This is a genomic window from Parasphingorhabdus cellanae, assembly GCF_017498565.1.
In the GTDB taxonomy this organism is placed as follows: domain Bacteria; phylum Pseudomonadota; class Alphaproteobacteria; order Sphingomonadales; family Sphingomonadaceae; genus Parasphingorhabdus; species Parasphingorhabdus cellanae.
Genome location: NZ_CP071794.1, coordinates 1,651,369 through 1,667,213 on the forward strand (window position 1 = coordinate 1,651,369; position 15,845 = coordinate 1,667,213).

Below are 15,845 nucleotides of genomic sequence, written 5' to 3' on the forward strand. Positions count from 1 at the left end.
ATAATGCCTCGTCCATTCAATGCCATTTGTTACAGCCTTTTCTTCAGCATAAGTATAGCGGCCCTTGTCGTCGCCAGTCCAGCATGGGCGGAAACATGTTTACTCGACCGGGACAATAATGGTGAAGTTGATCCCGGAACAGATAATGATGGCGGCGCTAATACGGATGGCAATGATAATAAACTTGCCTGTGGCGTCAATGCGACGGCCGCGGGAAACGCCAGTACTGCCGTAGGATCAAATAGCCGGGCAACGACCAGCAACAGTACTGCCTCTGGTGCCTTTAGCAATGCGACTGGCAATGCCAGCACGGCAACCGGATCCTTGGCAACGGCGAACGCCAACAACAGCACCGCGACGGGATCTTTTAGCAGGGCGACCGGCGGGAACAGCACCGTGACGGGATCGGTCAGTTCCGCAACCGGTGGCAACAGCACAGCCACCGGCAGCTACACCACCGCAAGTGGTGAAAGCAGCACGGCCACCGGTCATCTCAGTGAAGCCACCGGTGACAACAGCACAGCCACCGGCAAGGCCAGCAAGGCCACAGCTTTTGCCAGCACGGCCAACGGTGTCGACAGCCAGGCCACAGGTTTCGGCAGCACGGCCATGGGTTTTGAAAGCGGCGCCATCGCTTCGGATACCACGGCAATTGGCGGACGCGCCCGCGCAACTGCCTTCAGAGGCACGGCAGTCGGTGTGGTCAGCGAAGCGACCGGCGAGGCTGCCACGGCCGTGGGCGTGGCAAGCCGGGCCAATAACGGAGCCAGCACCGCCATCGGTGCTTTCAGCTTGGCAACCGGTTTTGGTGGCACAGCCATGGGTTTTGAAAGCAACGCCACCGCTGCGGATACTACCGCGATTGGCGGACGCGCCAACGCCACCAATTTCAGGAGCACAGCAGTGGGCGTTGTCAGCGAGGCAAACGGTGAGGCCGGCACCGCCGTCGGCGTGGCCAGCAAAGCAAACGGGATCAGCAGCACGGCGATGGGCGTTTTCGCGCAAGCCACTGGCGACAATAGCCTTGCAATCGGGGCCGATGCTGACGGTAGTGGCACCGGTGCGACGGCATCGAACAGCGGTGCGGTGGCGCTTGGTAATGATGCGCTGGCATCGGCCAGCAATGCCGTCGCGCTGGGCACCGCATCGGTGGCTGATCGGCAGAACACAGTTTCCGTCGGGACTGCTGGTGCGCAGCGACAGATTGTCAATGTCGCGGCAGGCACGCAAAATACCGATGCCGCCAATGTCGGTCAGGTGAATATCGTCGCAGCCGCTGCCACTGCTGCGCAGAATAGTGCCAATAACGCACAAAACTCAGCCGATCAGGCTGCAATCGATGCTGCCAGCGCGCAAACCACTGCCGATACTGCGCGCACCGAAGCGGCCGCTGCCCAAAATACAGCAAACAAGGGCGTGTCTGATGCGGCTGCGGCGAAGAATAGCGCCGACACTGCGCGGACCGAAGCAGCAGCTGCTCAGAACTCTGCGGACAATGCCCAGCAAACCGCAGACCAAGCTGTCTCCAATGCTGCCAGAGCCCAAAGCTCAGCAGATAGCGCCCAAACCGCCGCGGATAACGCACAGAATACCGCCAATACGGCTCGTACAGAGGCAGCGGCAGCACAAACCACCGCCCATACCGCCCGCAGCGAAGCCGCCGCAGCCCAAGCCCGAGCGGACGAGGCTCTTACCAATGCGGCTTCTGCGCAGTCCACGGCGGATATGGCGCGAACCGAGGCAGCGGAAGCAAAGGCGGCGGCAAAACAGGCGGGATCGGGGGCTGTCGCGGCACAACAAAAAGCGGAAGTGGCAGAAGCCAAGGCCGATAAAGCCCAGACAACCGCTGATGCTGCTCGGTCTGAAGCTGCGGCCGCGCAGGGCGATGCGATACAAGCGATGGCCAAGGCAGATACCGCGCAGATTACCGCCGATACCGCCCGAGCCGAGGCTGCAAAAGCCCAGGCGGACGCCATCCAGGGGCTTGCGGCGGCGAACACGGCACAGGCCACAGCTGATGCCAACAGCAAGGAACTGGCCTATTTCGACAGCAACAGCAGCGGGCCAAGCGCAAAGGCCAGCGGCAAAATGCCATCGCGATGGGCACAGGCAGCGAAGCCAGCGGGGAAGAATCCGTCGCCATCGGCGCAGGTGCAAAAGCCATCAATGGTAAAGCTGTTTCGATCGGTGCAGGTAATGTCGCCTCTGGCAACGGAGCGGTTGCCATTGGTGATCCCAATTTTGCTACTGGCGCCGGGGCTGTCGCACTGGGCGCGGATAACCGGGCCACCGGCACGGGTGCTGTAGCGATCGGTAATCTCAACATCGCCAATGGTGATGGTGCGGTTGCATTGGGAAATGGTTCTGCTGCCAATGGTAATGGTGCAGTGGCCATTGGACCAAATGCGGTTGCGGATCATGATAATCTGATCGCTCTGGGTGGGGAAGCGGCGACGGTCAAAATCGCCGGTATTACCTCATCAGCCAGTCAGGCCGCACAACAAGGCCCGTTAAGTTTGATCACCACCGATGCCCAAGGCAATCTGGGCGCAATGAATATTGATGTTCGGGGGCTGCTGAGCGTCGGAAACCGCATAATGGCATTGGAAGGGCAAGTGACAAAGCTTTTTGATCTTGCAAAGATTGAACGACGCGAAACCAACCGGGGTATAGTTGCTGCGATCGCACTGACCACGGCACCGTTTCCCTCGGCGCCCGGCAAGACCAGCTACACCGCCAACGGAGCCGCCTAACGCGGGGAAGTCGGTTTCAGTTTTTCGGTCGCACATCGGCTTGATACCGACAATCCCTTCGCGCTAACTGGCGGCGTATCATTTGCGGGCGGAAAAAACACCGCAGCCAAAGTGGGCATCGCCGGAGAATTTTAACCTCGAGAGATCAGCACCTTCATGTCTTTGTTCATGGTTTGGATAACGTTCGTGTTGATGATGTGGAGAACGGCGTTCATTGAGAGCTTATGAGGACTAAGAGTTGGATGATGACGCCCGTTATCCAATAGGAATGTCTCCTATCTTACAATGAAGGAAGAGCCGTTGTTTAGGGTATGCCGAGTGGATCCTTATCGAAGCACTGGTGCAGATCATATCAGCCGTAAAAGTTAGACCAGGCAATGGCCCAGTCTGTCCAACTTTTGTTTGACTGATAGGTGGGAGCGTTCGACCAGTTGACAATCTCCAGTTTCTCCGTGGCGGGATATCTCATTCCTCTGACCATCCATCCGTAAATATATTCTTTTGAACAACCAGTTCTCAGGTGGGATTATGCTACAACTTCTTTCAACTCACATCCGTCGCGGCAGCGTTGGGCACTGAACAGTTTGCTCAGTTCCTTACTAAACTGGTGAACCAAATAAAGATTGCGCGTGAATTATTCCTCTGGAAACCTAATAGAACAATGCGCTGTACATCACAAAAATTTTTGGACTTACAATCGTTTGGCGGCTTGTTCTGTTGTATGCTCTTTAAAGAGAACATGCGTATGACTTCCAAAAAATACCGCCAAACCAATCCCCCATTTGCTTGGGGTATTCTAGTTTCAAATCATGTCGAGCGATGCTTTCCAAGACCGATTTTCTTGGCCAAGCCGCTACAGGGATCGAAAATTTATAATCTAACTTACCCGCTCCCCGCCTCAAGAGTTGGCGGTACTGTCCATAAAATCATACAATCGCCGAAGGGATTGACCTCGGCGCAATTGGGAAGTCTTGCCGTTTGGAGCTTCTGATGTCGCAGGGCTAAATGACTGACCAGCTGCCATCGAAACAGTGATTTCTTGATTCGTAATCGATTGGTTTTAGATAGAAGTCGACCTCAGCTTTTTTGTGTCAATAGTAGACTCGGGGGTGCTTGGCAGTGAGTTTGTATTCCTATTTGATTGCTTGTTGATGGAAAATAGACTTGTACCGAAATCGACTGTGGAAGTCGGAGCTGAATAGAAATTACTGTCCGATTGGCTGTCCGGTGCGTCTAACACTGATATGATTGATTTATCAGGCAAGAGGTTTCGACCAGATGCGTTCGGAAAAAATCAGTGACGAGGTTCAGTTTAGTCGCCGGTGGCGACCCGCTCTGATGTCATTTTTCCTTAGACGTGTTCGGAATCATGCCGAAGCAGAGGATTTGACGCAAGAGGTGTTTGTCCGCCTGCTGGGGAGCAGCGAGGAAGTAACAAAGTCGCCGGATGCTTATGTGTTTCAGGTGGCGAGTAACCTTGTGCGTGATCGTGCACGTCGTTCAAAGATACGTTCAGAATACCGCCAAACAACGGCCAGTCTTGATGGCCATGGCATAGAACCGTTCGATCCGCATCGCATCATCGCCAGCAGAGATGCGCTTTCGTTATTTGCTCAAGGTTTGGAAGATTTACCCGAAAGGACCCGCAATATTTTTACGCTCTATCGTATAGAAAATATGAGTCTCGATCTCATTGCCGAGAGCTTTGGTATTTCAAAAAGTGCCGTCAAAAAGCATGTGACGAAAGCAATGGTGTTCCTCATGGCGCGGACGAGGGACAGCCGATGACCGGATATATCGCCAATGATGATTTTATGAATGAGGATGAGCAAGCCGCCATTTGGTGCCTGAGGTTAGCCGAAGATAGCCTGTCGGATGAAGAACGGCAAACGTTCGATAATTGGTATGCAGAACCTCTTAATGCCAGAGCGTTTCGGGAGGCGCTGGTGATTTGGCAAAGCGCGGATGAAGCTGCAGAGCGTCCAGAACTGATCCATATTCGTTCACAAGCTTTGCAGAGCCTACGCCACGCCAATAGTCGCCGTTGGGCGCGCGGCATTCTTGATCATTGGCGCTGGCCAGCCGGTCTGGTGGCTGCGATGCTCATCGCTATTTTAACGGGTGTGATGCTGTTTTATACGCCGACCCAGATTTACGAGACCGGCACTGGTGAACGCCAGGTGATCGCACTGGAAGACGGGTCAAAACTCTCTTTAGACGCTTTGACCAGCGTCGAGGCGCGAATGACTGATGATGGTCGAGAATTAAGACTGCTGACAGGCCGCGCAAAATTCGATGTGGCTAAAGATTCATTGCGGCCGTTCAGCGTTGCTGCCGGCAATAAAATTGTCGTCGCCACCGGCACGTCTTTCAGTGTCGAGTTACTGAGCGAACAGGCACGTGTTGTCCTTTATGAAGGCAGTGTTGAGATACTGGATCAAGTAGACGGCACGGCGAAAGCACGCCCGATTGCAATTAATAAAACTAGGCTTCAGTCAGATAATATATTGGTGCCCGGCAGTGAGCTTGTTGCACCTCTATCTTCATCCACTGCTGATATCGCCCCAATAGATGTAGAGCGGTCATTGTCCTGGGAGGCAGGTCAGATCAGTTTTGATAATGAACGTCTTAGCTCCGCAGTCGAACGCATCAACAGATATTCAGATCAGACACTTATCGTGGGTGATCAATCGGCCGCAAATATTCGATTAAATGGTGTGTTTACCGCAGGCGATACCGAGGCGTTTGTTGAAGCCGTTACAGCGTTGCATGACGTCAAAGCAGTGCGGGAAACGGGGCGGTTGACATTGAAAAGCGGTAAAACTGCAAAATAATTGCATTTTGGTGCTGTCCGATTGCGCTGTCTGTGCGTCCTACCTTTTATGATCGCCAATTGATGGTGGCAATTTTGGGGGGAACCAAAATGAACTTCAGAGCCTTTCGAACCAGTTTTTTATCTGGCAGTGTAGCGTCTGCAGCCTTGGTGATATTTGCACAAAGCGTTCCAGCTTATGCTCAGCAACAAACCTATACATTTGATATCCCCAGCCAGGAATTGGGGCCGGCGCTCAGAGCATTCGCAAAAACCGCCAGGCAACAAATCTTGTTCGACGATGCGGATGTGCGCGGCAAGCGCGCTAAGGCTTTGAAGGGCAGTTACACAGCTCGGACCGCACTTAACAAATTGCTCGCCGGTACAGCACTTTCCGTCCGACAGGGGCAATCTGGAGTGTTCATCGTTCGCCAATTGACGGCAACGCCAGCTTCCCAAGCTGTTAGTGGTCCGGTTATTTCGGAAGCTCCGACAAATGATAGCCCAACGGGTATTGTGTCCGGTACGGTGGTCAACAGAACCACAGGTTCTGCGCTGGCGGGGGCGTTGGTCCGTATTCAAGGAACGGATCTGGAGACTGTTACGGATGATCGCGGTCAGTATTATTTCCCCGCTGTCCCGCGTGGCAGGCGTGTTGTCCGTGTTGAATATCTGGGTGAGTCGGTAACGACAGTGAATGTTTCGGTATCCGCGGGCTCACGACAAACAGCTAATATCGTACTTGGCGAAATTACCGACGATATCGTTGTTTTCGGATATCGCAGTTCTATCCAGCAGGCGTTGAATAAACAGAAAAACGCTGACAATAGCGCGACTATCGTTTCTTCGGACCTGCTCGGTGGTTTTCCAGCGGAAACTGTATCCGAAGCATTGCGCCGGGTTCCAGGCGTTGCCTTTGGCCGTGACGATGCGACAGGAGAGGGATCGCGTATCCTAGTACGCGGGTTCAGTTCCGAGGCGATTCAGGTTCAACTAAACGGTCTGGATCTTCAAGGAAGTAATCTCGATCGAACCATCGATCTAAGTGGATTTTTAACCGATAATATTTCTGAAATCAGAATCCAGAAATCATTGCTCCCGAGCCACGAGGCGAGCGGTTCCGGCGGGTTGATTGAGATAGAAACCAAATCGGGTCTAGATTATGGCGATTTCGCTTTCAACTTTAGTGTTGAAGGAGAAACAAATACGATTGCATCTTATGGTGGTGAATATCAGGTCAATGCCACGATGGCCAAAAAAATCACGAATAATTTTGGCATTGTAGGTAGTATTCAATATCGCAAAACCGACCGGCAGAACTACGATGTCAGCATTTCTGATCGAATACCTAATGTTTTACCTGCCGGTTTCACTGCCATTTCACAAATTAACGGTGAAGAAAACTTCCCCTTTGAACCTGAATTCGAAGATCGCTTGATCGCCGGTAGCCGCTTTTCCCGCCGGAACCGAGATGAAGAAACGCTGACAGCATCAGTGAACCTCGCTTGGGATATTGCTGATCATACGCAACTAAGACTCGATTTGCAGCGCAACATGCGAAATTCAGTGTTTGAACAGTCGCAGGTTAATGCATCATATAATACGTTCCGCCGGGATGTTTTCGTTCCTGAACTGGATGGAGAAGTGAGACGGCGCAATACCTACGACAGTTGGCGACCAACCAATACATTGCGCAATACCGACCAGCGTCTGAACAGCAATATTATCAGTTTTAGGGGCGAGACGGTACTGGATCGCCTGCAATTAGACTATAAGCTTGGCTATAGTGGATCGCGCACGAAAACCGACAATACGGTCATTTTTCTAGAAGGCGACATAATCAGGTCCGGTGATCTGGACATTATTATCAATCCAGCAACAGCAGTTATCAATACTCAGGATAACGCCGCTATGACACCCAAATATGTCGACGGCGGATTCGTAACACTATCCAATGGCCTTATTATTCCATCACTAACCGAGGCAGGCTATGACTCGCTCATCAATGCTGAAAAATATGTCGTGCGAAGTGCGAATCGTTCTTTTTCCAACAGCCCTACGGATGCTTATATCGGCGAGTTTACCGCCACATATGAACCAGATATAGGTGTTATCGACTATCTGAAGGTCGGAGGTAAATATAATCTAAGTATCCGCAAAGCAGCCGATGACAGGCCTACTTCCAGCATCGGTAATTTGAAAAAATCACAGGAATATAAGCGGATATTTGGCCGTAACACACCATTGTCCGATATCGGCATTTCCCTGTTCGATACCGGCTCACTGTCAGATATCGGGGCTGATGATTTGATCGTCTCTTTCTTGCCCGGCAGTTCGGTTGAAGACATATTTAGCGGACTGGACCGTTTTCTCGTTGATGACCCCAATACCGGAGTAAATGAAGAACGCTTCCGCTTTCGTGACTTTACGGAGCTTAATCCGTTTCTGGAAAGCCTTGGACTTAAACCAGCTAAATCCAAAGAAGAGCGCATCGCTGCATTTTTCGAAACAAAAATTAACTTCGGTGATTTTGATGCAGTTGGCGGTGTTCGCATGGAACAGGTGACACGCACCGGCACTACTATAGTCACACCATCCATAAGGACCGACAATGATTTTCAGGAACCGCGTATAACCTTCTTTGACCAAGGTCTTATCGACTTTAATGATCTGGCTGGCACTCAACGGACTTGGACGCCCAGCATATTGGTCAATTATCGCCCAACAGACAATATTGTCGCACGGTTTGGATATTTCCGCTCGACCATTAATCCCAGCTTTCTGTTATTGAGAAGACCAACAACCTATCAACTTGATATTCGTTCAGCAATCACAGATCAAATTCGCATTAGGGAATCGAATCCCGATCTTGTTCCAAGTGTAACCGATAATTTCGATCTCGATATCGCCTATTATTTTCAGGACAGTCCCGGCTTAATTCGAGCCTCGCTCTTCTACAAAAAGATCAGCAACAACTTTACTGATGTCGTATCGACAGAAAGCGAAAATGCAGATGTCAGACAGCGTGTGCTCGATTATTTAGAGCCGCTAGCGGCTACGCGGCCCGACCTCCTGACATTTGACGATGATGCTGTTTACCTGCTCGAACGACCAGAAAATGGTGTAGGCGGTTCAATTTATGGCTTCGAACTGGAGTTGATCCGTCAGCTTGATTTCCTCCCGGGCTTTTTGAAAGACTTTGGAGTCCTCGGGAATGTTACATACACGACCAGCGATTTTCCTACCTTGCTCAACGGTGTCGATGAAAACCGCCGGTTCAAGCAATTTTTGCTCGACCTGCCACTGGAGGACCAAGCGGCGTGGGTTTACAACCTCTCGCTCAACTATGCGCGGGGCGGTTTCGATGGAAGGGTGATTTACACGCACCAAACCGAAGCGGTGAGTAGTTATAATGTTCATGATCTCAACCAGATCGTACCAGCCTATTCCACTCTTGACCTGAGGCTTTCCTACACCTTCGATAAGGGTGGTAGCGGATGGACGATTTTCTTCGAAGGGGATGATCTCTTACATGGTCCCCATGATCCGGATATTCGCTCTGGAACAGGGTCAAATCCGGATCGGAAAGATGCGCGTTATTTCTTTTCTGACTCATTGCAATTTAACGGTGGTCGCACGTTTACAATGGGCATCAAAGGAAGATTCTGATGCAATTTTTACGGATAACTGAAACTTACGCGTCCTAATTTATACATGATTAATTTTCCCTCTCCCCGATTTTATCACAAGGCTTAGAATATGATCCTGTTGTTTCGCGTGTTTTCTACCATAGCCTTTTGGTCGGTGCTTATCGTGCCTGTCGCGGCAATAGCGGCTCCCGATATTGAAACAAATGACGCCGCGCCCTTGCAACAGGACGATGATGAAGAATGTGTCGGCGACGATTGCGAAAATGAAGATGGCGCAGAGGACGGAGAGAAAAAAGAAAAGAAGAAGCCCAAGATCAAGACGATCGCTGAGTTTATTAAAGGAAAGAAACGGATATCCGGCCTTTTCTCGTTTTACAGGGACCAAGAGACCGGTATTGTCTACATGGAGGTTACCGCCGAGCAACTCGGACCGGAATATATTTATCATAATTATGTGCACAGTGGCGTTAGTGGGTTTCTGGGAAGGCTGACTGGCTTGCGCTCTGCTGGGGACATGCTCGACAATTATGTTATCTCAATGCGCAGGCGTTACAAAAGCATCGACATCATCCAGCGTAACACCGGTTATGTATATGATGAAGACAGCACTCTGGGACTTGGCGGACGCACCAATATCCCTGATTCCGTGATGGCCACGCTTAGCATTGTCGCAAAAAACAAAAACGACACACGCTTTATCGTGTCAGCAAACGGATTGTTTAAAGGCAAAGATCTGTTCCGCATCGGTGAGGCCTCTGCACTGCTCTCAATCATCGGGATCGTGCCAAAACTAAACAAACAGAAATCCAATATCCAACTGGTCCGTAACTATCCGGAAAACTCAGAGATACTGTCGGAATATATATTTGATTTTTCGAAAGGGGCCCCGCCAACCAGCGTAATTGTCCAACATAGTTTTGCGCGCATGCCGCCCAAAGGATTTGAACCGAAACAAGAAGATGCAAGGATCGGCTATTTTACGGTCCGGCGCACAAATTTAAGCACAACAAAGGATATACCCTATGAAGATCGGATCCGTCGCTGGCGGTTAGAGAAAAAACAGCCCGAAGCCGCAATTTCTGAGCCTGTCAAACCGATCACTTACTGGATAGAAAATACGACGCCGCATGAATATCGCGATACTATCCGCGAGGCTGGATTAAGTTGGAACCCCGTTTTTGAAGCCGCAGGGATTAAAAATGCGATAGAGATCAAGGTGCAGCCCGATGATGCGACATGGGACGCGGGCGATATACGTTATAATGTCATCCAATGGGTTTCGTCTCCCAATCCTCTGTATAGTGGCTATGGCCCGTCAATCGTCAATCCACGTACCGGCGAAATATTGGCCGCGAATATTGTAATCGAACATAATCATGTCCGTCGCAACAAGATGCTCAACGGTATTTTTAATCGCAGCGGAAAGGCCGCAACAATGTCTGGCGTAGAATTACCCGAGCATTTGCCTGAGCAATTGATCGAGGAGCTTGGCAATGAGAAAAATCTTTTCTCTCATGCGCTGCTGCAGGTGCAAGATTTTGCGCACCTTATCGCTTTAACCAAGGGAGCGGCTGGCAAAGGGGATGACGGCGACCCGATGGATCGCATCATCAAAGACAGTCTCCGTTATATCGTGATGCATGAAATCGGCCATACGCTTGGCCTGACGCACAATATGAAAGCATCCTATTATCGCAGTGTTGAAGAGCTGACAAAAATGGATACGTCAATTGGTGAACGAGAGAAAAACCACCCGACTTCGGGTTCGGTCATGGATTATCCTGCTCCTAATATCCTGCCAGAGCAAAATGCCGATATGTCCTATTTTCCAAGCGGACCCGGCCCATATGACTATTGGGCGATTAGATTTGGCTATGATGAACGGATGAGGGATGCGGCCTATCGTGCGGAGCATCTTGCAAAATCGGGCAGCAGTGGCCTTCTTTTCGGTAATGACATGGATGCCATGCGGACGCCGGCTCGCGGTGCTGATCCAAGGATTATGGCTTTTGATATGTCATCTCAGCCCGTTCTGTTTGCCGTCGGTCAGATGCAATTGATTGATGAGGCGCGCAAAACGTTGGTCGACAAACTCATAAAGCCAGGCGAGCCATGGGACGCATTGGTGCGTGCTAATAATATCTTGCACACGATCTATCGGCAGCATGCTGCCACGATCTCACGCTATGTTGGCGGCGTCTATATCGATCGCAGTCCTAAGGGGCAAAGCGCAGTCGGTCCCAACCCCTTCGTTCCTGTTCCTTTAGAAGAACAGAAATATGCCATGGCGATGTTAGCTCAGCATATTTTCGCGCCAAATGCCTTGCAACTACCTGAAAATTTATTGCCTTATCTGATGCCGCAACGTCGTGGTCAGAGCGGCATAGAAACACCAGAGGTCCATTCTGACGCTTTACAGATTCAATCAAGCGTACTGGACTATTTGCTCCATCAAAAGGTTCTCAGCCGGATCATCGATTCAGCGCAATATGGCAACGGCTATACGTTTGATATCATGCTTGATGATTTGACCAGCGCGATATTCGAAGCGGATATGCGTGGACCAGTCAATATTTACCGTCAGAATTTGCAGACGGCATATGTCAATAAACTCCTCAACATCGTTGAGAAGAAGTCTGGTTATGAAGCCGTTATTGCTGGCACCTACGGGCAAGTAACCAAAATCGACAAGATGATGCGAAGCAAGGCGCGCAGCGGTGATCCGTCAACGCGCACTCACCGAGAGTATCTGCGTCAAATAATCAAAACAGCATTGGACGGAGATTGAATGAAAGCCGCACAGAAAATTGGCTGTTTGAAAGTCGATGAGATTCAGAAGATCTGCTCCCGGCAGATCTTCTGAACAGGGGGCTGGCCGTGCGGATCGCAACCAATCGGTCAGCTATGGAGGCAGGAAGCAATCCCTAATATGCTTCCTGCCTCTTTGGTTGAATGTTGAAGATGCTCAAAATTATCGTGATTTTGTTTCGACAAGAAGGATATGTTTGATGAATTGCAGCGATTTCTATCGTGATCTGCCAATCAATTCTGGAACCGCTTCAAAGCGGTTTTCGGACGGTCTATTGAAAGAACTGACATTAATTTATTATCGCTATCCGGACCGACACGACGCTGCAAAAGCATGCTTGGCTAAGGCCAGAACATTTGCTCTTGGTGACCAAAATAGAATCATATGGGAAGCATGTGCGGAAAATTTTCGAAAAGGAAAGAGCTTGCCTAGAAGCGATCAACATAAAGACAGGGTTTCTTTCGGGCCTTCGCAGTCAATCACGAGAATATTCTAACATGTATATGCCCGCTCTTGTGCCCATAGTGGCCACGAGCATTGTTGTAGAGAAGTAGACGGAGGCGCATATGCACTGTATTGATGCTGCAAACAATCTTTTAGCAATCGCCGAAAAGCGAAACCAGACACTGGGTTATGACATATCTGCTCTTGGCGACGACACTTGGCACGTTTTGTTAAAGCTATACATTAATCGGGATGTGAAGCAGATTGTGCGAAGAACAACCCTAGAGAGAGTTATGCGGTGCCCAACAAATCTAGATCGCATCTTATCTATACTTTCAAATCGCAATTTGATCACAATCGGAAGTTCTGAAACCAGCGTCGATCAAGACCTTAGGGTTACAGAAAAGGCTGTATCCCAAATCCAACTAATCCTTGGCGGCGAGCTAAGGGTCAATAACACTATGCTTTGAAAACTTATTCCCGAGGCGAATATTAGAAAACGGTTTTATCTGGTTGATTGATATTGCCAAACGCTCAACAGAATGAAAGCCGCATCTGTCTCAAATTATCTGATAACAGACAATCCGAGTAGCAATGAATGGTTCTGGCTCCGAACGCTGTACGGGCAAGTTGGCAAGTGCGAAACACTTCCCGTCCCGATTTTTTGCGTTCTGTGCAGCAAGGTTGCGAATGTCCCAATCATGGAAAAGCGTGTTTCGTCGCGCCTTCCAGTCTCCATAAATCCTCCACACAATCTCGATCTAATCTCGACTGAAAGCAGCGATTTGATTTCCAGCGGTTACGATTCGGTCGGACTGTTTGTGAATTAGCTTCGAAGGACAAAATTCCATGAAGTCGTCCGCTACACCGATGACGGTCAGCTTGCTCGCGGTTCCTGCTGCAACCTCGGCGCAGAGCAACAGTGATAAACATTCTGGGGGCTCTTATGTGAGCGTCGAAGGCTCTCTCGATTCAAACCAGACTCGCAAACCTTTCTCCTTAGTCCTTTCGCTGTTCAAGCATTAAGGTAGCACCCTTTTGTGTTAAGATGTCCGATCATGATCGCTTGCAACTGGTCCAAAAATTAAGGTGTCGAAAAATGATTTTCAGGAAATTTCAATTGATCGCTCTCCCTTCGTTTCTTGCCATTGGCTTGGCTGCGTGTGGCGGCGATTCTTCTGGAAGTGACAGGACCGCGCCGACAGGCGGCGTAACTCTCCCTAGCACCCCGTCTCCTACGCCCAGTCCTACACCGACACCAACACCGGCACCAACACCGCCAAAACCCAACGCCCCCCTTGTGTTGCAAAAGGAACCTATCGGAACCTTTGCTAGCCCATGGGCCATTTCGTTTGCTCCCGGTACCTCGTTCGCTTTTATCAGCGAAAAAGCTGGCACGATGAAGTTCGTCGACATCAAGAGCGGTCAGACTGGAAACGTGTCGGGGATGCCCAATGTCGATTTCGGTGGACAAGGTGGACTGGGCGATATCGCCTTTCTTCCCTCAGAGGCTGCGAGTTCGCTGGGCCGCCGTACAATCTATCTGAGCTGGGCTGAGGCTGGCAGCGGCGACACACGTGGCGCGGCAGTAGGACGAGGAACCCTGGTTTGCGACCAGACCATGGCCTGCAAGATTGAAGCGCTCACCGTCATCTGGCAACAAGAGCCGAAAGTGGACGGCGCCGGTCACTATTCTCACAAGATCGCCGTCTCGCCGGATGAAAAATATCTGTTCGTAAGTAGCGGAGACCGTCAGAAGCAGACCCCGGCGCAAGACAATGGCAACACTCTTGGTACTATTGTGCGTCTGAATCTTGATGGGAGCCCGGCAACGGGAAATCCCTTTGCCAATCGCGGTGGTCCCGCCAACCAGATCTGGTCGTTTGGGCACCGCAATGTCCTCGGTCTGCAATTCGCGCCAAACGGCAGCTTGTGGGCCGCAGAGCACGGACCGAGAGGGGGCGACGAATTCAACAACGTGGAATCCGGTGCCAATTACGGCTGGCCGATCGTTTCGGAGGGTGAACATTATGACGGCCGCGCAATACCTTCCCACAGCTCGCGCCCCGACTTCAAGGCTCCGACATTGAGCTGGACTCCAGCGATCGCGCCAGGCGATTTCATTTTCTATACAGGTACAGTCTTCAATCCCTGGCGGGGAGACGCACTGATTGCGGGTCTAAAGTCCAAGGCCATCATCCAGGTCAAAATTAGCGGAAACACTGCCACTGAAGCGGGGAGGTTCGCTTTCAACAATCGGCTGCGCGACATTGCTCAGGGGCCCAACGGAAATGTCTACGTGATCGAAGATGGTGATAATGGGCGATTGCTCAAGTTGACACCAAGTTAAACTGAGCAGTTCCCAAATGACGCGAGGATGGCGATATTGCGGAAGGAACGATTATAGCGCCGTGTGAGCAGCTCGCATCCAGCTACATAATCATTATCTGTCTATTGATCGCTGCCGGGGAACATTCAGTTTGCCGGGCAAATGGCTCCACCTCGCCGCTAATGCGGTCCGTCAGAAAACCGGGGCTTTTCACAGCTGGCGTTTTCCTACCCGAACTAAAGCCATAAAGAGGAGAATGGTCCTCATATTCCGTCTTTCTAAATCCATAGAGCCTATAATGCGGATCTGGAACTTGCGCTTAAGCTCTTGTTCGGATTCACAAGTATGTTGGATGGTTAATACACCGATACTCTTCTCAATGGATTAAACTGGAACAGACAGCATTATTGCAAGCCGGAACGCCACCATTTTCTTTTGTACGCGAAAATATCGAGGTTTTTCTAGTCGAACGCGCATAGTTCGGACCGGTCGACGTCGAAATCGGTATACAAAGATTCGCGCAAGGCGGGTCATGTGCTTAATGGGTGGGAATGGTACATCCTCGACGTGAGCACAACCCGCTTTCGCTGTCGTTTAGTGATGTCTGTGTCGTTGATATAGTTATTCGATCAGCCTCAGAGTCGGGCGCGCTATGTTTCTGGGGAGCATGTCTAATCGACCAAAGAGGATTCCAAGATAATTGGGGAATGGCGTCGAAGAACGAAGCATCGAGAATTGTCATTCTCAGAGCCATTCGTCATTTAGATCATTAGGGAACTAATTGGAGGTGTTAGAATAAAGCTCGCTACGGGCAGAAGCGGACATAGGATATTTATTGGCACAACGCACTGGCAATAATTATCTGACGACGGACATTCCACTCCCAAGATATTGTGATCTTTAGGCAATTATTTCAGCTTAGATTTGGTAGCAATCCCAATTTGGGCAAAACGCCCGTAACAAACTGTCTTGATATAATCGCAATGGTGCGCAAAAAAGCTGAGATCAAAAACATAATTCGTACACCGCTATGATTAAGGCAATTAGA

6 protein-coding genes and 1 pseudogene are annotated in these 15,845 nt (G+C 50.5%); all 7 read left to right on the plus strand.

What is annotated here, in order from left to right; translation table 11 throughout:
- Positions 1–3 precede the first annotated feature (3 nt).
- Positions 4–1,032, plus strand: a pseudogene (locus J4G78_RS18390) (hypothetical protein); the annotation flags it as partial.
- Between the two features lie 1,067 nt (positions 1,033–2,099).
- Positions 2,100–2,753 carry a hypothetical protein gene (locus J4G78_RS08045; RefSeq protein ID WP_375140355.1) on the plus strand — a complete coding sequence of 218 codons (654 nt, stop codon included), beginning with the start codon at positions 2,100–2,102 and terminating at the stop codon, positions 2,751–2,753.
- A 1,278-nt stretch (positions 2,754–4,031) separates the two neighbouring features.
- Positions 4,032–4,541 carry an RNA polymerase sigma factor gene (locus J4G78_RS08050; protein WP_207989948.1) on the plus strand — a complete coding sequence of 170 codons (510 nt, stop codon included), beginning with the start codon at positions 4,032–4,034 and terminating at the stop codon, positions 4,539–4,541.
- Complete coding sequence (locus J4G78_RS08055; protein ID WP_207989950.1) at positions 4,538–5,587, plus strand: FecR family protein; 1,050 nt, start codon at positions 4,538–4,540, stop codon at positions 5,585–5,587. The genes J4G78_RS08050 and J4G78_RS08055 overlap by 4 nt, the downstream gene beginning before the upstream one ends.
- A gap of 89 nt (positions 5,588–5,676) precedes the next feature.
- Positions 5,677–9,234 (plus strand): TonB-dependent receptor, encoded by a 3,558-nt coding sequence (locus J4G78_RS08060; protein ID WP_207989952.1) that lies wholly within the window; start codon positions 5,677–5,679, stop codon positions 9,232–9,234.
- A 90-nt stretch (positions 9,235–9,324) separates the two neighbouring features.
- Entirely contained in the window at positions 9,325–12,003 is a 2,679-nt protein-coding gene (locus J4G78_RS08065; RefSeq protein WP_207989954.1) for a zinc-dependent metalloprotease, read from the plus strand.
- A 1,585-nt stretch (positions 12,004–13,588) separates the two neighbouring features.
- Positions 13,589–14,818 (plus strand): PQQ-dependent sugar dehydrogenase, encoded by a 1,230-nt coding sequence (locus J4G78_RS08070; protein ID WP_243457273.1) that lies wholly within the window; start codon positions 13,589–13,591, stop codon positions 14,816–14,818.
- The last annotated feature ends 1,027 nt before the right edge of the window (positions 14,819–15,845 follow it).